This is a genomic window from Botrimarina colliarenosi (assembly GCF_007859955.1).
Taxonomy (GTDB): Bacteria; Planctomycetota; Planctomycetia; order Pirellulales; family Lacipirellulaceae; genus Botrimarina; species Botrimarina colliarenosi.
The window spans coordinates 218,421-237,726 of record NZ_SJPR01000005.1; the positions used below are offsets into that span (position 1 = coordinate 218,421).

General features: G+C 65.4%; 18 protein-coding genes. 16 read left to right on the forward strand and 2 right to left on the reverse strand.

The window, feature by feature from the left end:
- The first annotated feature begins 7 nt into the window (after positions 1-7).
- Positions 8-727, forward strand: a complete 720-nt coding sequence (locus tag Pla108_RS17110) for a hypothetical protein (RefSeq protein ID WP_197526655.1) — start codon at positions 8-10, stop codon at positions 725-727.
- Positions 728-770: 43 nt separating this feature from the next.
- The gene (locus tag Pla108_RS17115) at positions 771-1,565 is read left to right on the forward strand and encodes a hypothetical protein (protein ID WP_146446184.1); all 795 of its coding nucleotides are present in this window, start codon (positions 771-773) and stop codon (positions 1,563-1,565) included.
- Between the two features lie 97 nt (positions 1,566-1,662).
- On the opposite strand, the gene Pla108_RS17120 is transcribed toward Pla108_RS17115, so the two are convergent.
- On the reverse strand, positions 1,663-2,529 hold the full coding sequence (locus tag Pla108_RS17120) for a DUF4394 domain-containing protein (protein ID WP_146446284.1): 867 nt from the start codon (positions 2,527-2,529) through the stop codon (positions 1,663-1,665).
- A 226-nt stretch (positions 2,530-2,755) separates the two neighbouring features.
- Here Pla108_RS17120 and Pla108_RS17125 point away from each other — a divergent pair, with 226 nt between their 5' ends.
- The 5 genes from Pla108_RS17125 (at position 2,756) to Pla108_RS17145 (ending at position 7,467) form a co-directional block, all read left to right on the forward strand.
- On the forward strand, positions 2,756-3,358 hold the full coding sequence (locus tag Pla108_RS17125) for a DUF4864 domain-containing protein (protein WP_146446185.1): 603 nt from the start codon (positions 2,756-2,758) through the stop codon (positions 3,356-3,358).
- A 27-nt stretch (positions 3,359-3,385) separates the two neighbouring features.
- Positions 3,386-4,027, forward strand: coding sequence for a sigma-70 family RNA polymerase sigma factor (locus tag Pla108_RS17130; RefSeq protein WP_146446186.1), 642 nt, complete (start codon positions 3,386-3,388; stop codon positions 4,025-4,027).
- Positions 4,014-4,808 carry a zf-HC2 domain-containing protein gene (locus Pla108_RS17135; RefSeq protein WP_146446187.1) on the forward strand — a complete coding sequence of 265 codons (795 nt, stop codon included), beginning with the start codon at positions 4,014-4,016 and terminating at the stop codon, positions 4,806-4,808. The genes Pla108_RS17130 and Pla108_RS17135 overlap by 14 nt, the downstream gene beginning before the upstream one ends.
- A 294-nt stretch (positions 4,809-5,102) precedes the next feature.
- Positions 5,103-5,522, forward strand: a complete 420-nt coding sequence (locus Pla108_RS17140; RefSeq protein ID WP_146446188.1) for a response regulator — start codon at positions 5,103-5,105, stop codon at positions 5,520-5,522.
- 274 nt (positions 5,523-5,796) lie between these two features.
- Positions 5,797-7,467 carry an alpha-L-fucosidase gene (locus Pla108_RS17145; RefSeq protein ID WP_197526656.1) on the forward strand — a complete coding sequence of 557 codons (1,671 nt, stop codon included), beginning with the start codon at positions 5,797-5,799 and terminating at the stop codon, positions 7,465-7,467.
- Between the two features lie 226 nt (positions 7,468-7,693).
- On the opposite strand, the gene Pla108_RS17150 is transcribed toward Pla108_RS17145, so the two are convergent.
- Positions 7,694-8,521 carry a hypothetical protein gene (locus tag Pla108_RS17150; protein ID WP_146446190.1) on the reverse strand — a complete coding sequence of 276 codons (828 nt, stop codon included), beginning with the start codon at positions 8,519-8,521 and terminating at the stop codon, positions 7,694-7,696.
- A gap of 852 nt (positions 8,522-9,373) precedes the next feature.
- Here Pla108_RS17150 and galE point away from each other — a divergent pair.
- The 9 genes from galE (at position 9,374) to Pla108_RS17195 (ending at position 18,984) form a co-directional block, all read left to right on the forward strand.
- Positions 9,374-10,384, forward strand: a complete 1,011-nt coding sequence (gene galE / locus Pla108_RS17155; RefSeq protein WP_146446191.1) for a UDP-glucose 4-epimerase GalE — start codon at positions 9,374-9,376, stop codon at positions 10,382-10,384.
- A gap of 29 nt (positions 10,385-10,413) precedes the next feature.
- A complete protein-coding gene (gene lepB, locus Pla108_RS17160; RefSeq protein WP_146446192.1) occupies positions 10,414-10,962 on the forward strand; it encodes a signal peptidase I in 549 nt (182 codons plus the stop codon).
- A 108-nt stretch (positions 10,963-11,070) separates the two neighbouring features.
- Positions 11,071-13,014, forward strand: a complete 1,944-nt coding sequence (locus Pla108_RS17165) for a S26 family signal peptidase (RefSeq protein ID WP_146446193.1) — start codon at positions 11,071-11,073, stop codon at positions 13,012-13,014.
- 267 nt (positions 13,015-13,281) lie between these two features.
- The gene (gene lptB, locus Pla108_RS17170; RefSeq protein ID WP_146446194.1) at positions 13,282-14,022 is read left to right on the forward strand and encodes an LPS export ABC transporter ATP-binding protein; all 741 of its coding nucleotides are present in this window, start codon (positions 13,282-13,284) and stop codon (positions 14,020-14,022) included.
- A 204-nt stretch (positions 14,023-14,226) separates the two neighbouring features.
- On the forward strand, positions 14,227-14,589 hold the full coding sequence (locus Pla108_RS17175; protein ID WP_146446195.1) for a J domain-containing protein: 363 nt from the start codon (positions 14,227-14,229) through the stop codon (positions 14,587-14,589).
- Positions 14,590-14,757: 168 nt separating this feature from the next.
- Positions 14,758-15,828 (forward strand): UDP-3-O-(3-hydroxymyristoyl)glucosamine N-acyltransferase, encoded by a 1,071-nt coding sequence (lpxD, locus tag Pla108_RS17180; RefSeq protein WP_146446196.1) that lies wholly within the window; start codon positions 14,758-14,760, stop codon positions 15,826-15,828.
- Positions 15,829-15,951: 123 nt separating this feature from the next.
- The gene (locus Pla108_RS17185) at positions 15,952-16,824 is read left to right on the forward strand and encodes an LpxI family protein (RefSeq protein WP_146446197.1); all 873 of its coding nucleotides are present in this window, start codon (positions 15,952-15,954) and stop codon (positions 16,822-16,824) included.
- Between the two features lie 555 nt (positions 16,825-17,379).
- On the forward strand, positions 17,380-18,357 hold the full coding sequence (locus tag Pla108_RS17190; RefSeq protein ID WP_197526657.1) for a sigma-54 interaction domain-containing protein: 978 nt from the start codon (positions 17,380-17,382) through the stop codon (positions 18,355-18,357).
- Between the two features lie 441 nt (positions 18,358-18,798).
- Entirely contained in the window at positions 18,799-18,984 is a 186-nt protein-coding gene (locus tag Pla108_RS17195; RefSeq protein WP_146446199.1) for a hypothetical protein, read from the forward strand.
- The last annotated feature ends 322 nt before the right edge of the window (positions 18,985-19,306 follow it).

Genomic DNA, 19,306 nt, shown 5'->3' on the forward strand with positions numbered 1-19,306 from the left:
ACCTCGTATGAACTACCTCGCCCATGCCTGGTCGGTCGTCCAAAGCGGCTCGTGGGACCCCTACGAGCTGGCCGGCGTCGCTGTTCCCGACTGGCTCGGCGTCACCGCCAAGCGGACCAAGTGTCGATCGCGCTCCGCCCAACCGCATTTGCTGTCGGAAGACCCGCGGCTCGCCGCGCTAGCACGGGGCGTCTGCCGGCACCACGCGGACGACGCCTGGTTCCACGACTCGCCGGCGTTCGGGGCGTTGTCGCTGGGATTCGCAAAGACGCTGCGTGAGTCGCTCGGCGAATCGACCAGCCTGCGGCCCTGGTTCTTGGGCCATATTCTGGTGGAATTGCTTCTCGACGACGAGCTCGCCAAGCGGACGCCCGGGCTGTTTGACCGCTACTACACGGCGATCTCCCGCATCGACGCCGAATGGGTTGAAGCACGCGTCGGCCAGTTGGCGGGGCGCGACGTGGGCCGGCTCGGTTACTTCATCGGACGCTATATCGAGGTGCGGTTCCTCGAGGACTACCGCGACGACGCGTCGCTGACGCTCCGGCTCAATCAGGTGATGAAGCGGGTCGGACTCGATCCGTTGCCCGACGGCTTTCCGCCCTTGCTGACGGGCTTCCGCGGCGCCATCGCCGCTAGCTTCGACGACCTTCTGATGCGTCCCCTGGCCGCGGTTCTCAAGGAAACAGGCGGCCGAACCGAAACCGTCTCGACGGGGTCTGCGTAGCAGGGGCGGGTGGAACCCTCCTCGAAGCAGACGGAGCGATACGATGAAGCGGACTCTTCTCTCTTTGACGGTGATGGCGTCGTTGCAAGCGGCCGGCGCCGCCCGGGCGATCGAACTGCCCCAGATCGATAGCTTCGACACCCGAACTCCCGAGGTGTCGTTCGACGTCCCGGCGACGCTTACTTGCCGTGACGTAACGAGCGACGCGTTCCGGGCGACGCACCCCGACCAGCGGCTTGTCGCGGTCGAGGCGCCGGTGTCGCTCCTGCTGTTCCATGGCCTGGCGAACAAGGTCGATGACATCGTCGTGGAGATCGATGGCGGCGACGCCGGTCTGACCGTTTACGACTACGCCCCTCGCACGGAACTGACCAGCGAACTTTCGAAGCCGACCGAATTCAAAGAGACGACGGCCGCCGAGAAATCGATTGGGGCCACGATCGGGGCGAAGCTCGCCCCCGAGGTGGCGCTAACGCCGACGCTGTCGGCCGGCTCGTCGAAGGCCCAGTCACAAACCGTGACGCGTAGCGAGCTCCCGCCGAAGCAGGCCGTCATTGTCAGCGGCACCACCGGCGGCCGCAGCGGTGTCTACTACAAGCTGCGTCGATCGTCGCAATCGACGCTCGAAGGCGAACGGACCTTCACAGTGACGTTCGCGGCTCCCCTCGACTGGCAGGGGGGCGCCATCGAGGTGCGCTGCCTCGCCCGGGGCGAGAAGCGCTGGCTGTTCGTCGATCAACGCCGTGTCTGGAACCAGACGGCGCAACCGGTTGAGCTACGGCTCGTGAGTCACACGGTGGCGAAGCCGGAGATGGAAGAGCCGCCCGCCTCCGAGTAAGCCGGGCTTCTCCGGCAATAAAAAAGGGCCCGGCCAATTGCTTGGCCGGGCCCGCTGTCGATCACGATGTCGTCTCACCTCAGGTGGAAGCGAAGCTCTAGCTGCGACGACGCAGCGACAGGCTCCCGACGCCAAGCAGCCCGGCGAGGGCGAGCGAAGTCGGCTCCGGAATTGAGGCGACGGCGATCGAGGTGATGATGGCCCCGCCACCGACTTCACCGACCGGCGACCCAGCGCCCGTCACCAAATCGACGGTCCAGAAGGTCGTCCGCGACGTCGACGAATCTTCGATCGCCATGTACGCGATCCCGGTGTCGCTCGAGATGTCGAAGCCACCGGTGCTGGTGACATCGGTGCCCAGCGGACCGACCGTGCCGAGTGTGCCCGCCGAGTTGGCTTGGGTGACCAACAGGTCGAGGCCGGCGTCGACGCCGTAGAGCTGGGTCGAGGTCGCCCCAGCGAAGCTGTTGGTGTAGGCCGAGTGGACGACGTTCGGGTCGGTCCCGTTGTTCGAGTCGCCGGCGCCGTAGAAGACGTCGGTCACAACCGTCGCCGTGCCGTCGTTCGGGTTCAAGACGAAGTTCTTGTTGACGTCCGAGACAAGCCGGATCCGGTCGATCACGGGATTGAAGTCAAAGCCGAAGCTCGATCCGTTGATCGGCGGCGCAAACGGGCCGGCGCCGACCAGCGAGACGGCCGCCGTCGACGTGCTCAGCGTGTAGAGACGGCTGCTGCTGCCGAGGGCGTAGAGGTCACCCGTTGCGGGGCGGAAGTCGATCCCCAGAATCGTTTCGTTGCTCTGCAATCCGCTGACCGGCGAACCCGAGAGGAGATTGCCTGGCGTCGCGGAGTCCCAGCTCACCAGGAACTGGTTATCGGTGATGCCGTAGACGGTTTCGGCGGTGGCCGCCGTGGGGAGGGACGTCGCCACCAGGGCGATTAGCAGTAGGGGTCGTAGGGACATGGCAGTAGCTCTCGTAGGGAAGCGGAGGAAGAAGTTCGGCAGCAACTCGGAGGACGACCGCCGAGTGGACGCGGGAGTTACGGCTGACCCCGACCCCCAGATTGAAGAATTTGTAATAATTGCCCGGTGGGGCTAAACCATCGCCTCGTTGGCGGTTGATTGACCAGATTGGTCCGCAGAACTACGGTAGAAGCTTGGCTTCCCGCTTTTTTTTGACTTTCTCGCCATGGTCTTGCCCTCCACTCGCTGGCGCCGTCGGGTCGGCTTGTCCGGCGGAGGGGTTGCCTTCGGTCTCCTGCTGTCACTCGGCTCGGGGTGCGACGTCGCTGGAAACCACGCCGGTTCGGCGCCCGCGACAAGCTCAGCGAAGAGTTCTTCCCCAAGTCCGGCTGCGGTAACGGACCACGTCTCTGACAGCAGCCTGGCGAGCGACTGGGACCTCTCCGCCGCAGAAGTTGTTCAGGAGCAGATGACGGCGCTCGCCGCTTGGCATGAGAAGCCGGACGCCTCGAAGCGAGCGTTCAGTTTCGCGTCGCCGGGGAACCAAGCCGTGACCGGCCCGTTGAGTAAGTTTGAAGGCCTCGTCGAATCGGAGGCCTACGGTCCGCTCACGAGTAACCAGGGCTTTGTGGTCGGCGAGTCGGTGGAGAAAGAAGGCGCCGCCACGGTGCTCGTCACGCTCATCGGCCCAACGGGCGAGCTGGTGGCGTACCGGTTCTATCTCAGCCGACAAGAGAGCGAGCCTCACCGCCGTTGGATGACCGACGCGGTCTATCGCTTCCGGCCCGCGGCGTCCGGCGACGTCTCGCCGACGTTCCCCACGATCTGAGTCCCCCCGCACGGGTGCGCGTCCACGATGCGGTCGATTGGTCTCTCCTCCTCCTCGCCCGGTGATCCCGGCGTCGAATGCCCGCCCGACGCGGACGACGCTGCGCTGGTAGGGGCGGTTGCGGAGGGGGATCGCAACGCCTTTGCGGCTCTTTACGACCGTCATGTTCCGCGGGTTTACGGGATGGCGTTACGCATCGTCCGTCGGGAAGCCGAAGCCGAAGCGGTTGTCTCCGACGTTTTCTTGTCGCTATGGGGCCAGCCGCAGCGTTTTGACCCATCCCGCGGCCCGCTACGGACGTACCTAATTGTGCTAGCGCGGAGTCGGGCGCTCGATCGACTCCGAGCGGGCGCCACCCGAGCCGACCACACCGAGGCCGCGGCGACCGATTCCGGCCAGAGTCACGCCGACCGTGAGAAAGCGACCCGACCGGATCAACAAGCGATGCAGCTCGAGCGAAGCGCCCTGGTGCGTGCCGCGGTCGAGCAACTCGACACCAAACAACGAACCCCCCTCGAACTGGCTTACTTTGAAGGGCTCACCCACGCTGAGATCGCCGACCGGCTCGACGAGCCACTCGGAACCATCAAGACCCGTATCCGCACGGCCATGAGCGCCCTTCGCGGCGTGCTCCGAACGTTGGGAGGGGACCGCGATGGCATGCCGTGATATCCAGCCTCTCCTAACCGACTACGCCGCGGGCGCCGCAACGCCCGAGGAACGACGCCTTGTGGAAACCCATCTCGCCGAGGGCTGCCATGTGTGCACCAACGAATTAGCCGCGCTGGAGGAAGCGGCAATGATGCTGTTCGACGCCGAGCCGCTGCCGACGCCGCCGCCCCGGTTGCGCGCGGCGGTGCTGTCCGCGATCGAAGCCCATCCCCAAGAGGTCCAGCCGCTATTCATTGAACGGCCGGCCACCGTCGCGCCCGCCTCGAAGCCAGCGCGGCGTTGGCAGACGGCGCTCGCCTTGGCGGCGTGTCTGTCGGCGATCGCGTTCTTTGTGAATACGGTCCGCAACAACCGGGCGGCGCCGCAGGCGGCGATCGACGCGGTCGCCCAGGCGTGGCGAGAGCGTGTCCAAGAGAGCGAGCGACAGCTCGGAGTTCGCGGCGCCAAGTTGGTGAGCCTCTCGATCGACCCGTTCCAGAACGCCGTCGTGACGCACTTGTTGTACGACTCGCTGTCCGAGCAGCTGCACCTGTGGGCGACTCGCAACCCGATCTCCGCCAACGCCGAGCCCAATTGGGCATGGGTGCTCGACGCCGACGGCGCGGTGATCGCCAAGGGGCGACTCGCGCCGGCCAGCTTGGGGCGCCTCGTGGCGGTTCTCGACATCGGACCGCTGGAAACCGAAACGGCCGAGGTCCTGCTCACCGTGGAGGACGACGTTCCCACCGAGCGGCCGAGCGACGACGTCGTTGAGCAGGGCGTGTTACGGATCCGCTAATCCGTTACTCGGTGTTACGTCGGCTATTTCTTGCGCTTTGCATTTGCCCGCAAGGCTCGCCGCCAGACAGACCAGTGAGGGCCCCCCGAGAGAGGCGCTCTCACCAACAATCTGTCGGACTAAGTAGACCTCGAATAGCGCCGAGAATTCGGTTCTCCGCATTGAAGCCGACGCCGGGCGCCCCCCCCCTTCGCTAGTCGTAAGCTTCTGGTGGCCGTGCGACGCTTGCCGCGCGCCACCGACACGCCATGTGACACGACCGGTAGCTAGTCGATTCGCGCAATTCAAAACAGCATGTTTAATATCCTACTCGTCGACGACGACGCCTTGGTGCTCAAGTCCGTCAGCCGGGCGCTCAACTTCATCTACTACGTCGCGACCGCGTACAGCGTCACCGAGGCGGAGACGCTCCTGGCCGGAGCGAGTCCCTTCCGGGTGGTTGTAACCGACATCCGGATGCCGGGTGACGATGGTTTCAAATTGCTTGAGCGGTGCGGTCCGAAGTACCCCGATACGCGTTTCATTGTTCTGAGCGGGTGCCAGGACGTCGCGACGGTGCGTCGTATCGAGGCGTCGCCGTACGTTTTTCGCTTCCTACAAAAGCCCGCCAGCGTAAGCGACATCGCCACCGCAATGATCGACGCACGGCGGTCGTTGGGACTCGACGAGGACCCAACACCGGCGTTCGAAGTGACGGGGTCGATCTCTTATTGAGGTTTCAAGCATCGGCCCCGACGGGGTGATTGGGCGGCTTCGTCACCGAGTCGCTTGAGCGACGACCATGTCGGCGGCTAGGCAGGGCGCCCCCTCGTCGATTGAAGGCGCCGCTGTCCCGCCGATTGCGTGGGCGGCAGTCGCCCCCTCCGATCCCGTCGCCGCTCTCTGGTATTCCGTAGGGGAACCTGACAACAATGAGGGCCAGCCGGCCGTCGGTCGCCCCGTCGTTGCGGAGCGGCGGGGCCCGTTCTTATCTCCGAGGAAGATCCCTGTGCCCTACTCTTTTTGTGCGTTGGTGTCGGCCGGCTTTGCGCTTCTCGTGATGGGCGGCGTCGCCGAGGCTCAAGTCGATCCCGACAACTTCGCCGAAGAGCGGCTCGACTTCCCCATCGCGGACGGCCCCTTTGAGCCGACGTGGGAATCGATCGCCGAAAAGCATCCGGGCGCCCCCGCCTGGTTCCGCGACGCCAAGTTCGGCGTCTGGATCCACTGGGGACCCCAGGCCGCGGGACGCTCGAACGATTGGTACGCCAAGAAGATGTACCTCGAAGAAGAGAAGGCCTACACCAATCATCTCAAGAACTTCGGTCACCCCTCCGAGTTCGGCTACAAGGACGTCCTCAACCAATGGCGGACGCCCGAGTTCGACGCCGCGGCGACCATGAAGCGGTTCCGCGAGGCCGGCTTCCGCTACGCCAATATCATGGGGGTCCACCACGACAACTTCGACCTGTGGGATTCGAAGCACCAGCCGTGGAACTCGGTGAACGTCGGCCCAAAGCGAGACATCGTCGGCGAATGGGTGGCGGCCGCGAAGGCCGAGGGGATCCGCTACGGCATCTCGTTCCACCACGAGTACACCTGGTGGTGGTGGCAGCCGGCGTTTGGCGCCGACACACGGGGACCGCTCGCCGGGGTCCCGTACGATGGCGTTCTCACCGCCGCCGACGGCAAGGGGAAGTGGTGGGACGGCCTCGACCCGGCCCGACTCTATGGCCGGAAGCTCGACGGCTATCCCGAGTACGAGCCGATCCACCTCATCGCTCATGGCCGCGAGGGCGTTTTCAACAAGCACCTGCCGTACGCGCGGCAATACGCCACGCAGTGGGCCGAGCGCATCATGGATGCGGTCGATCAGTACGACCCCGACTTCATTTACACCGACGGTAATTCCAGCCAGCCGTTCAGCGGCAAAAAGAGCGGGTCGGGCTACAAGTGCGACGCCGCCCAGCGCGTCGTGGCGGACTTCTTCAACCGCACGGTCGAACGCCGCGACGAGATCGACACCTTCGCCATTATTAAGTTCAGCAAGCCCCAGCCGGGGCTCGCCTCGACCTCCGAGAGCCGGATCCCCAGCGGCAAGCAGGCCGACCGCCAGTGGATGGGCGAGCTGGCCATCGGCGGCTGGTTCTACGAGCCGGGCTTCTACTACGACGCCGCCACCGTGGTCCGCGGCTTGCTCGAGTTCGCGTCGCGCGACGGTAACTTCGCGGTATCGATCCCGTTGACGCCCGAGGGAGGTTTTGACCCCGGCGTGCCGGCCATGCTCGACGGACTCGGCCGCTGGACCACGATCAACGGCGAGGGGATCTACGGATCGAAGGCGTGGAAGGCCTCGCGCGAAGGCGATCGGACGCTCCCACGGGGCGGGCTCGGCAAGAAGCAAGCGGAGTACCGGTTCACCGCCGACGACCTCCGTTACACCGAAGGCAAAGACGGGTCGCTCTACGTCTGGTGCATGACCGTGCCGCCGGCCGGCGCCAAGCTGCGGGCCGCCTTGATGGGACGCGCCGCCGGCCTGCTCGACGCCGATCCGAAGCGTATCGAGTTGCTCGGCTCCGACGCGGTCGTTGAATGGAACCGCGATGACGAAGCGCTCTGGATCACCTGTCCCGACACAACGGCTTCGGAATACGCCCTTGGCTTCAAGCTCACATGGTGAGCGTGAGCACGACGTGCTGGGGTTCCTGACGGGGGAGATCGCCCGCGGCTAGCGCCGACGGCTCGCGAAGAGTTGACCAGCGCTTGAATCGCAAGCGCGAACCTCCGGCCGAACGGCTTTTCGGATCGCAATCGTTACGAATCGATCCCAACAAAAAAACCGCGTCGCCTCTTCCTGCTACCAGGAAGAAGCGACGCGGAATCGATGGTTTTCGATCGCTTCGTCCTTAGCGGGCTGCGCGACGGCGTACGCGGCCAGCCAGTGCAACACCGACCAACGCCAGCAAGCCGGCGGTCGGTTCGGGGACCGTCACGCCAACATCGGCGAGCGACGTGCCGAGGCGGATTTCGTCGATGGCGAAATCGGCGTACTGGCCAGCCGAGCTGGTGTTGCCTGAGAAGATGCGGACGCGACCGAACAGATAGTCGTGGTTATTCCCTTCCGCTTGCGACAGTTCGACATCCGGCGCGCCGAGCGGCCCGTTGAGGCTTGGGTTGATCCACATCCGGGCCTCGTCGGTCGAAACGCCGGGGCCTTCGCCGTCGGTGTCGTCGTTGACAACAAACTCCATCAGGACGAAGGCCTGATTGGTGATCGGTTCGGCCGACTCTTCGAGGAAGTTGCCTGACCCGTCGGAGAACATCGCCCAATTGTAGAGCTGGTTGGGCGAGGCGGTGGTCGCCTTGCCGGCGCTCAGTCGTTCGTCGCCGCTCGTGCCGAACCCCTTGTGGATCTGGAAGCTGCTGGCCCGGACGGTATTGTCGTCTAGAGTGCCATGCGGCGAGAGCCGCTGACCGATAAAGCTGATGTAGTAGGTTCCGGCGCCATACTCGGCGGCGAAGTCGCGGTAGGCCGAGATCGATCCGCCCGATCCGCTAATCAAGGCCGAGTTTCCGGCTGTCGGGAGCGAGCCGTAGCTGAGGCTCCCCGGCACGACCGACCCGGCCGACCAAGCGCCGCCCCATCCGGAGCCGCCGTTCTGGCCGGCGAGACTCCCTTCGGCGTAGTCGAAGCCTTCGTAGGCGAGCAGGGCGGCTTCGGTCCGTCCAGACAAGGCGACTGCCGCTGCAAATGCGAAAAGACCGAAGCAAATCTGACTGGTTCGATAACTCATACGATGACACTCCATGAGACCAAGTCACTGCGCAACGAAATTACAACCCTCGGATTTCTACCGAGAGGGCGTCACGTGTCGCAGCGAAGAAGAAAAGAACAGTACGCAACCGATGCATTAGAAAAGGACCATCGATTCGCACCCCACCTTGGGCGCAATCGACTGCCACGAAGATAACCAGTGCAGCTACGCACAGCGACGGCGAAATATTGCACTCTTGCGAGTATCTGCTTTACGCCGAAGTGGTACGCAGCGCTTTGATGGATGACGGTTCTAGGTCCATTAGCGGTCGTTCATTTGACCTTGCGATGAGTGGGACACCAATCTCCTGCCGTTCTGTCCAGGCCTACTAAAACAGACCGCGTCGCTAGAGCAAGGGTTTGTCTTGAAACAAGTCGTGTAACGTTCTCCTGTATCCTCAGAAGAGCCAGGTTGGCTTCGGTCGAGGAGACGCGATTTGCCCCCTCGCATAGCGACGACCGAGGCGTGGAAGCTGCTTGGTGACGGATCTGTCGCGACGCCTTCGCGACAGCTTCGTGGGTCATGCTGCGTTCACTCGTCTTGACCTCTGGCCGCCATGGAGCGGCGATCTGCCGGGTGCGAAGTGCCGATCGGCACGTCGTAGCGAACGAAGCCGGTACGGACCCCGCGGTGGCCCCTGCGTCCGCAATTTCGTAGGCCGGAACGCGGTTTCGGCGGCTTTTCGGCCATGCTCGCTACGTTGTTGGCGGGGACGACGACGGCTAAATTGGCGGGTTCTCGACCGCAGTCTATAGCCTCCTGCCTCACTCCATGAAGATTCTCGTTACCGGCGGCGCCGGATATGTTGGCTCCCACGCCGTCCGGCGGCTCGTCGCGGCGGGGCACGACGTTTGGGTGTTCGACAACCTCGTTTACGGGCACCGGGCGTGCATCGAGGCCTTGAAGCTGCCGCCCGAGCGGTTCGTCGATGGCGAGCTGGGCGACCGGGCCCTGGTCGAAAAGACGCTGTCCGATAACGGCATCGAGGCGGTGATGCACTTCGCCGCCTACGCGTACGTCGGCGAGTCGGTCACCGACCCCGCCAAGTACTACCAGAACAACATCGTCGGCACGCTGTCGCTGCTCGACGCGATGCGGGCCGTTGGCGTGAAGACGATTGTCTTCTCAAGCACCTGCGCCACCTACGGCGAACCACGGCAGGTGCCGATCCCCGAGGATCATCCGCAAACGCCGATCAGCCCTTACGGCTACACCAAGCTGGTGATTGAGCACGCGCTGGCTGACTACCATCACGCCTACGGCTTGAACTACGCGGCGCTGCGGTACTTCAACGCGTCGGGCGCGGCGGACGACGGATCGATCGGCGAGGACCACGACCCCGAGACCCATCTGATCCCGCTGATCCTCGACGTGGCGCTCGGCAAGCGGGAGCACATCTCCGTCTTCGGGACCGACTATCCGACGCCCGACGGGTCGTGCATCCGCGATTATATCCACGTCGATGACCTCGCCGACGCCCACCTCGCCGCGATTGAAAAGCTGACAGCGGCGGGGGGCAAGCCGACGGCGATCCGCTGCAACCTCGGCACCGGGGTGGGCTCGAGCGTCCGCCAGGTGATCGCCGCTTGCGAGAAGGCGACCGGCAAGACGCTCAAGGTCGTCGAGGCCGACCGCCGCGAAGGAGACCCGCCCGAGTTGGTCGCCGACCCGGCCGGCGCCGAGAGGATCCTCGGCTGGCGCGCCAAGCGACGCGACATCAACGAGACGGTCGCCTCGGCGTGGGGTTGGCACTCGACGCATCCCGATGGTTACGGTGACTAAGCAACCGGTTTTGCCCACGAATAACACGAATGGTCGCGAATAGGATCTCTTCATTCGCGACCATTCGCGTAATTCGCGGGCTCTTCGCTGCCCTGCGACTTGCCATCCTGTGCGGAGCCATCATCCTGGCCGCGCAGACGTTCGTCGCGATCGGATGGCTGCGGCCTATCGTTGTGGCGGGCGACTCGATGGCGCCGACGCTTGAGCCGGGCCAACGCGTCTCGGTGCGGCGTTGGCGGGCGCCGAAGCGGTGGGATGTCGTCGTCTTGCGGTCACCGGTCGACGCCCGTGACTTATTGATCAAACGGGTCGTCGGGATGCCGGGCGAAGAGGTGTCGCTCCGCGCCGGGGGCGTCTGGATCAACGGCCACCGCGTCGAGCCGGGGAACCGCTCCCCCGCCCGGAGCGTCTACTACGGGGCGTTTGGTTCGCCCGCCTGGCGGCTTGGCGCTGATGAATGGTTCGTCACCGGGGACAACCAGCTTGCTTCGGTCGACAGCCGCAATTGGGTCGCCCCGGCGGGCGTCCCGACGCGGCTGATCGTCGGCGTGGTGGCGGAAGGCACAGTCCCCCCCTAGGACTGCCGGCATGGGTGGCGACCTACGTCGATCCGTGGCGAGCCGTTAGACTAAGTCGTTACCAACCGCCCCTCTCCGCATCTGTCCCCCCCAAGCTCGGGTCGCCGTATGGCTACGAAGAAACGACGCGACGCCGACCGCGTCAAAACCCCCGCCGAGCTCTCTGCCGACGGGCCGACCGCCGCGCAGATCAGCCGCCGTGGGGGCCGCGAGACGGTCGACGCCCTCGTGGTGGCGTTCGTGCTAGCGTTCTTGATCCGGACCTTTGAGGCCGAGGCGTTCGTCATCCCGACCGGGTCGATGGCGCCGACGCTGATGGGCCGTCACAAGGACGTGTTCTGCGACCAGTGCGGTGTGCGTTACAAGGTCAACAGCAGCGACGACGCGACCGACCTCGCCCCGGTCTTGCAGCGCGAGGTGGCGTCGGGACGGATGTCGGTCCGCGATGCGCAGTCGCGACTCAAAGGGACGACCTGCGTCGCCGGCGAATGCCCGCAGTGTCGCTTCCTGATGCTGCTCGAGGACGACGTCCCCGACGCGATTCGACCCGCTTGGGCGACGACGGTCGATCAGAGCGCCGACTACAGCGGCGACCGCCTCGTTGTCAGCAAGTACGCTTACTCGTTTAGCGGACCGGAGCGGTGGGACGTCGCGGTCTTCAAGTACCCGGGCAACTCGCAGACGAACTACATCAAGCGCGTCACCGGCCTCCCGGGTGAAGAGCTGCGCGTTTTCCAGGGGGACCTCTACCTGCGGAAGCTCGGGTCCGACGACGACTTTTCGGTGGCTCGAAAGCCGCCGAAGACCGTGTTGGCGATGCAGCAGTTTGTGCACGACTCGTTCCACGAGCCGCGATCACTGATCGACGCCGGCTGGCCCCTCGGCTGGAGCGAAAGCGAAGGCTGGAGCGTCGAGAAGCGGGCCGCCGAGGCGACGCGCGGCGCCGCGGTCTACCAGACCGCCTATCAGGGCGAGGCGCCGGCGGGAGAGACCCGCTGGCTACGCTATCATCACCGGCCGCCGACCGAGAACGTCTGGCGGAATGTGCTGGGCGACAAGCAACCGATCGAGGTGGCCCCAGAGCCCGAGCTCATCACCGACTTCACGGCCTACAACACGCGGCTCAATCTCGACCACGTGGAAGAGTTGCGGCAGCTGAGCCTCGCGCCGCGGCGGCGCCGGCCCGACGACCTAGGGCGGCTCGGCCTGCACTGGGTGGGCGACCTGCTCCTCGAGGCGGACCTCAACGTCGAATCGGCGACGGGCGAGGTGTCGCTCGACCTGGTCGAGGCGGGCGTTCACTACGGCGTCACTTTCGACGTTGCGACCGGCGCGGCCTCGCTGTGGCGGCGGCCGTTTGAGTCGGACGAGCGAGAGGAACTCGCCAAGGTGACGACCGCGGTGCAGGGCGCCGGGTCGCACGCGGTGCGGCTGGCGAACGTCGATAACCGTCTGCTTTTGTGGGTGGACGGGGCTCTTGTTGGTGACGGCGTCGAGTACGCCGACGAGGCGAGCGACGCCTACGGCCCCGCCGAGACGCCGCGGACCAGCGACGCCGATGAGGGAGACCTTGCCCCGGCGGGGGTCGGCGTCGCGGGCGGCAAGGTAGCCGTTGAGCGCCTGAAGCTTTCGCGTGACGGCTATTACATCGCAATGAGTTACGAGGACCCGAACATCGGATTCACGTCCGACCTGACGGTCGCTTCTTTCGAGCCCCGGTCGGGGGTTCCTTGGGTGCAGTCGCTGCTGGAACTGCCGGGGAATCCGGAGCTTTGGGGCGCCTTGGCCAAGCGGCGGCACTCCGATTTCTCGATCGACGAGGGCCAGCTCTTCGTCATGGGGGACAACAGCGGCTGGAGCCTCGACGCCCGGCTGTGGGCCGGCGGCAACGGGCGCGACATCGGCGTCCCGGGTGGGCCGTACCTCGAACGGAGCCAACTGGTCGGCAAGGCGATCTGTGTCTACTGGCCCCATGCATGGTATAGCGTCCCCTTCACGCGGCAGATGATTCCCGCGTGGCCGAATTTCGAAGACATGCGGCTGGTCCGGTAAGAGGAGTCAGGAGAAACGCCGGTAAGAGAGGCCGGTAAGAGAGGGAGGATCGTCGCTATCACCGCGGCGCCGCCTCACAACTTCTCCCCCTCCCCCTGGTGGGGAGGGGCGAGGGGAGGGGGGCGTCTCGGGTACTCGGGTTCCTCACGCCTCCCCGACCCTCCCCATCCAAGGGGAGGGGGAATAAGGCATACGCGAGAGATTAGGCGAGCCGGCGACGCTAGTCGGCGGTGGGATGACCAAAGCGAAGCAAGGAAGCACGCACTGATGTCACTGCTAGAAGCGCGAGGCCTCGTCAAGTCGTACGGCCGCCGACGGGTGGTCGATGGCGTCGAGTTCGAGGTGAATCCTGGCGAGATCGTTGGTCTGCTGGGCCCCAACGGCGCCGGGAAGACGACGTCGTTCCGGATGACGTGCGGCCTAGTCGAACCCGACGGCGGCGCCGTCAAGCTCGCCGGCAAGGACGTCACGAAGTGGCCCCTCTACCGCCGCAGCCGGGAGGGGGGCATGGGCTACCTGGCCCAGGAGTCGAGCGTCTTCCGCAAACTCTCGGTGCAAGACAACCTGCTGGGCGTCATGGAGATGCTCGGCTTCGACCGCCGCACCCGCCGCAAGCGGTGCGACGAGCTGCTCGAGCAGTTCGGCATCACTAAGCTCAAGCGGAGCCGGGCGATGAGCCTCTCCGGCGGCGAACGGCGCCGGCTCGAGATCGCCCGCTGCCTCGTCTCGAACCCCAAGATCATCCTGCTCGACGAGCCGTTCACCGGCATCGACCCGGTGACGATCGACAGCATCCAGGAGATCGTCCGCGAGCTCCGCGCGAGCGGCATCTCGATCTTGATCACCGACCACCAGGTGCGTGAGACGCTCGAGATCACCGACCGCAGCTACGTCGTCAAATCGGGCCGCGTGCTCTGCCACGGCACGCCGCGCGAGGTGCTGGCGCATCCCGAGGCCCGCAAGCATTACTTTGGGGACGGCATCGGCCCCTCGCTGGGGGCCGCCTAGCGCCGTGTCAAAGCGGAATCGTAGGATCAGCCGATTGGGCGCTAGCCCCGGTTGAATCACCCATGAACCGTGGCTAGCGTCAAAACGGCTAAGGGAGCGAACGCCTATGTTAGCTTTGACAGAGCGCTAGCTTGCCGCCGCCGGGCCGTCGACTAAGCTGCTAGCGTTCCTGACAGCCGTCACACGACCAATTGTAGCCGCGCCGTGATCGACCCGATCGACACCCTTGGCGTGATTTGGTTCGTCGGGCTGTTCTTGGGCCTGCCGTTGCTCGGTTGGCTGGCGATGGTCGTCGACTACCGCGCCTATCTCCATAGCCTGAAGCGAGCGCTCGTGGTGGTGCGGACCTACCGGCTCGAAGTCCCCCTGTGGGCCTTGAGAGACCGTCCCGAGTGCCTTCGGGAGCTGGGACTGGCCCCCGATTGCACGCGGGACGAGGTGATGGCCGCCTATCGTCAGCGGGTGAAGTTGGTGCACCCCGACCACGGCGGCGACCGCCGCCGGTTCGAGCTGTTGCAGCAACGCTTGCAGGAGGCCCTCCGGCTGGTCGAGAAACGCGACGGTTAGCGGCGCGGCGCTTCGACCTTGCCGCGCATCGCCCTGCCGGCGTACAAACCACCGAATCCCGTCGGCCCGTGCGCTACTAAGCCGCGTTGTCGAGGGGGGTGCGGCGGTCGTGTGTTGGGACCCAGGGAGGGGTTTCGGTGCGACCGGCGACGGCCCGGAAGGAACCGCATGGCTGCCACGATCACGCTGGGGGAACTCGCCGCAATGGTCGGTGGCGAGACGCACGGCGACCCCACGACCCTCATCCACAACGCCTGGCCGCCGCAAGACTGCGACGCCCACGCGATTACGCTCGTCGATTCGGCGGAGAAGCTGCCGAAACTCGAGGGCTGTCCCGCCGCCGCGTTGGTGGCGCCCCTCGACGCGACCAACCCGGGCCGGCCGGCGATCCTGGTCGCCAACGTCCACGCGGCCTTCGCCGCGATCGTAACCCACTTCCGACCCCGTCGCGAACGCCGCGTCACGGGCATTCATGCCACCGCGGTGGTGCCCCCTTCGACGCATCTCGGCAGCGAGGTCTCGATCGGAGCGGGCGCCGTGATTGGCGAGGATGTTGTGCTCGGCGACCGCGTCACCATCGGCGCCAATGCGGTGATCGGGGACGACTGCCGCGTCGGCGCCGGGACCCTGGTTGGCACGCGGGTCACGCTCTACGAAGGAACGCTCGTCGGCGAGCGTTGCCGCCTGCACAGCGGCGTCGTCCTCGGAGCCGATGGCTTTGGCTACCGACAAGTCGAAGGCCGACATATTCCGGTGCCCCAGCTCGGCTCGGTCGAGATTGGCGACGATGTTGAGATCGGCGCCAACACGACGATCGATCGCGGCGTTTATGGCCCGACTAAAATCGGCGACGGCACCAAAATCGACAACCTCGTACAGATCGGGCACAACTGCCGGATCGGCCGCCACAACCTGCTCTGCTCGCAAGTCGGCATCGCCGGCAGCACCTCGACGGGCGACTACGTGGTGATGGCCGGCCAGGTGGGTGTCCGCGACCACGTCCACATCGGCGACGGGGCGATCCTCTCGGCAATGGCCGGCGTGTCGAACGACGTGCCGGCTGGCGAGATCATGCTCGGCGCTCCCGCGACGCCGCTGCGTGAACAGAAACTCAAGTTCGCCGCGATCGCCAAACTGCCGCAGCTCCGCAAGGAGTTCCGCGAGCTCCGCCGCGAAGTGACCGAGTTGCAAAAGCGCCTCGCCGAGCGTCCCAACAGCTCGCTCGACCGCGCCGCTTGATAACAATAGCCACCAAGACTGTGGGAGGCGTCTCCCGACGCCGATTCCGTACGCCAAGCCGTTTTGGAATGGAAGCCGTAGTCGGCGTCAGGAGACGCCTCCCACAGAAGCGATTCCGACCCGATGAATCCCCGAGCTGACGATCGACCGGCGGTGGGCGTGCTCGCGGCATGGGGGCGTTTGCCGATCGTCGTCTCCGAAGCGATGCGTGGCGCCGGCTACCGCGTCGTTTGCCTTGGCGTGCGTGACCACGCCGTCCGTGCCGACTACGACGGGATCGCCGACGCGTTCCATTGGATCGGTCCCAGCCAGCTCGGCGCCGCTATTCGGTTGTTCCGCCGGCACGGCGTCGATCGCGCGACGATGGCGGGCAAGTTCCACAAGGTGCGGCTCTATCAACCCGGGGCGTGGCTACGTTACGCCCCCGACTTGACGGGTCTCCGGGCGTTTTACTCCCATTTTGTTGGCCACTCGGGCGACCGAAAGGACGACACCCTGCTCGGAAAAATCGTCGAAGTGTTTGCCGACGGAGGAATCACGATGGAGCCCGCCACCGACTTTGCGCCCGAGCTGCTGGTCCCGGAGGGACTCGTCGCCGGCAAGCCGCTAACAGCCGCGTTGCAGGCCGACGTCGATTTCGGCTGGGCGCTCGCGCGGGAGATGGGCCGGCTTGATGTCGGGCAGAGCGTCTGCGTCAAAGGCCGGGCGGCCTTGGCGATCGAGGCGATCGAGGGGACCGACCTCTGCATCCAACGGGCCGGTGAGCTCTGCCCCGGCGGCGGGTTTACAGTCGTCAAGGTCGCGAAACCCCAGCAAGACATGCGATTCGACGTGCCGACCGTCGGCGTCCAAACGCTCCAGACGATGCAGCAGGCCGGGGGCCGGGTCCTGGCGATCGAGGCCGACCGGACGATCCTGCTCGATGCCGATGAGTTTCGCACCTACGCCACGCGGAACGGCCTGACCGTCGTCGCTCAGCGGCCGACAGCCGACTAATGCGGCGTCCCAGGGGGTGTTTCACCCTACGTGCCGGCCCCTCGGCCCTCGTTACGGGCCGATCGGCGCCCCCCCGGGCCGCTGTAAACCCTTCAACAGGAAGGGGTTGGCGTCGCGTTCGGTGCGTATTCAATACAACCGGCGCGACCCGCTAGCACCCCGCCGCCCGGTTGCAATTACTAAGCGGAATTGTTGTGGAAATCGGTAGGGCCAATTAGGATGCGAGCTAGGAGCAGAGCGATTCAAGTCACGGGCGGTCCGTGGCGCCTCCTTGAGTCCGGCCGTCGAGGCAACGACCGGGCAACAACTTTGCAGCTTATTGGAGTGCTCGTGACCCGCTGAAAACGTTTCCCCTTTCTTTCGCTCGCCCCGGAAATGGTGCGTCGGCAGTAAGAACCGAGAAACGAATGCCGACCACCTCTGTCCTCAGGGGTAATGGCCACGACGACACTCCCCGAGGGCGGATGCGATTCCGCCGTAATCGGCCGCAGGTGGACTCTCTCAGGCTTTCGGGCCCGACAGACCCCCCTCTGGCGACGGGGCAGAGAAACCGGCATGCCGACAACGGCGCCCACCTTATCGAATCGTTCTCTCGAGAACCTCGCCGAACGTCCCGCAACGGACGTCGATGCCTGGGTTCTTGGCAGTAGCCCCCGTGTCCGGCAGATCGCCCGGCACGCCGAGAAGGCTGCTGAAGTCCAGTGCACCGTTCTGGTGACGGGCGAAACCGGCACCGGCAAAGAGCTGTGGGCCAAGTCGCTTCACCAACTCAGCCCGCGGGCCAACCGCCCGTTTGTCCCCGTTAACTGCGCGGCCCTGACCGCGACGCTGGCCGAGAGCCAGCTCTTCGGCCACGAGAAAGGCGCCTTCACCGGCGCCGCCGGCCGCAGCCTGGGCGTGTTTCGCGCCGCCGAGGGAGGCGTCGTCTTCCTCGACGAGGTCGGCGAGATGCCCCTCGAACTACAGCCCAAGTTGCTCCGCGTCCTCCAGGAGGGCGAAGTCACGCCGGTCGGGTCGTCCCGCCCCGAGAAGATCGACGTCCAAGTGGTGGCCGCCACCAACCGCGACCTGGAGGTCGAGGTCGCCGAAGGCCGATTCCGCGAGGACCTCTACTACCGCCTCAATATGGTGGAATTGCGGGTCCCTGCTTTGAGGGATCGGGCGGAAGACATTCCCCGTTTCGTTGAGTTCTTCTCCGAGCGGTTTGCCGGCAAGTACAACCGGCCCCGCTGGCGGCCCTCCGCTGAGCGGATCCAAGAGTTCTGCGAGTTCCCCTGGCCCGGCAACTTGCGGCAACTGTCGCACGTCGTCGAGCAAGGCTACGTGCTCGACTGCGAGCCGTCGCTGCCCGTCGCCCGCAGCACCGGCTTGGCCTCGTCGCAGCTACCCTGCACGAATCTCGACAAGCTGCGTTCGATGGCGGTTCGACAGGCGCTGAACGCTACGGGCGGACACAAAGGCCGTGCGGCGAAGCTGCTTGGCGTTCACGCCAATACCATGACGCGGCTGCTGGCGCAACTCGACGACGAGTGAGGCCGCCCACGGCGAGTGGTTCACCCGCTCAATGACGTCACCCCTTCAAGCCCCGGCCAATCGGCCGGGGCTTTTTTCATGCGCCATCGGCAACGACGAAAGCCTGGCAAAGCGGCCTCACTAAGTTGGTTGGGTTTCACCATGGCGATGAATCGTGGTGAAACGCCTGCAAAAGAAGGCATTTGGTTGACCGTGATCTTCCGCCCTTCACCAAGACAGGGAGGCCCCGCTCGCGTTGCGGTTCGGTGGGGGCCCCGAGGCGAATCGATAACTCCTTGCAAACAAGCGACTTACGGCAAGAGCGGTCGGCGCACATCTCGATTGGCACGCGTCTCGCTTTAAGGGAGGGCGTGGTGGTTCCACTAACCGCCGCCCGGACTCGCTGGTTAGGCGAGTCGGAAGAACGGAAACGCACGCCAAGTGCCAACCAGGAGAAGGTCAATGAGCACCGACCATCGCTACGAGCACGACGATCAGGAGTACGGCCGCAACTCGTTCAAGCACGAGCACCACACCGAAGGTGGCGCTACCGAGCGGACCCGTCCGACCCTTGGCCGCCGACGGGCAAAGAGCCCCCAGTCGGTCAACGGCATTCACAAGCGGCGCCGTCGCAAGATGTCGTGGTGAGTTTGAGCCGCCTCAGCCCGCAAGAGTTCGAGGCCAACTCACTCACTAAATCGTGCAAGAGCAGGGCTCCGCGATCGGACCGCAAGGGAGCGGTCCCAACGGGGCGCCAGCGTCGTGCCATCAAAACGATCCAGCCCGGGGCGGGCGGCGGGCGACCTCCAAGTCGCCGCCGCCCTCGCCCGTCGGGATGGCTCTAGCTTTCAAGACAGCTCAACTCGTTTCGCCTCCGCGGCGTTGAGACGGCGGTTGCCGTCGTCTCTTCCGCGTGGAGGCGCTTCCGCTTCCATCGGCGCAGGGGGGAAAGGCGCCGCCATGCAAGGAC

What these genes read in the sequence shown, in the direction of transcription:
- Pla108_RS17195 (WP_146446199.1), top strand. Translation starts at nt 18,799, where the DNA reads ATGAGCACCGACCATCGCTACGAGCACGACGATCAGGAGTACGGCCGC.
- Pla108_RS17190 (WP_197526657.1), top strand. Translation starts at nt 17,380, where the DNA reads ATGCCGACAACGGCGCCCACCTTATCGAATCGTTCTCTCGAGAACCTC.
- galE (WP_146446191.1), top strand. Translation starts at nt 9,374, where the DNA reads ATGAAGATTCTCGTTACCGGCGGCGCCGGATATGTTGGCTCCCACGCC.
- Pla108_RS17135 (WP_146446187.1), top strand. Translation starts at nt 4,014, where the DNA reads ATGGCATGCCGTGATATCCAGCCTCTCCTAACCGACTACGCCGCGGGC.
- lepB (WP_146446192.1), top strand. Translation starts at nt 10,414, where the DNA reads ATGGTCGCGAATAGGATCTCTTCATTCGCGACCATTCGCGTAATTCGC.
- Pla108_RS17110 (WP_197526655.1), top strand. Translation starts at nt 8, where the DNA reads ATGAACTACCTCGCCCATGCCTGGTCGGTCGTCCAAAGCGGCTCGTGG.
- lptB (WP_146446194.1), top strand. Translation starts at nt 13,282, where the DNA reads ATGTCACTGCTAGAAGCGCGAGGCCTCGTCAAGTCGTACGGCCGCCGA.
- Pla108_RS17125 (WP_146446185.1), top strand. Translation starts at nt 2,756, where the DNA reads ATGGTCTTGCCCTCCACTCGCTGGCGCCGTCGGGTCGGCTTGTCCGGC.
- Pla108_RS17185 (WP_146446197.1), top strand. Translation starts at nt 15,952, where the DNA reads ATGAATCCCCGAGCTGACGATCGACCGGCGGTGGGCGTGCTCGCGGCA.
- lpxD (WP_146446196.1), top strand. Translation starts at nt 14,758, where the DNA reads ATGGCTGCCACGATCACGCTGGGGGAACTCGCCGCAATGGTCGGTGGC.
- Pla108_RS17140 (WP_146446188.1), top strand. Translation starts at nt 5,103, where the DNA reads ATGTTTAATATCCTACTCGTCGACGACGACGCCTTGGTGCTCAAGTCC.
- Pla108_RS17120 (WP_146446284.1), bottom strand. Translation starts at nt 2,529, where the DNA reads ATGTCCCTACGACCCCTACTGCTAATCGCCCTGGTGGCGACGTCCCTC.
- Pla108_RS17130 (WP_146446186.1), top strand. Translation starts at nt 3,386, where the DNA reads ATGCGGTCGATTGGTCTCTCCTCCTCCTCGCCCGGTGATCCCGGCGTC.
- Pla108_RS17165 (WP_146446193.1), top strand. Translation starts at nt 11,071, where the DNA reads ATGGCTACGAAGAAACGACGCGACGCCGACCGCGTCAAAACCCCCGCC.
- Pla108_RS17115 (WP_146446184.1), top strand. Translation starts at nt 771, where the DNA reads ATGAAGCGGACTCTTCTCTCTTTGACGGTGATGGCGTCGTTGCAAGCG.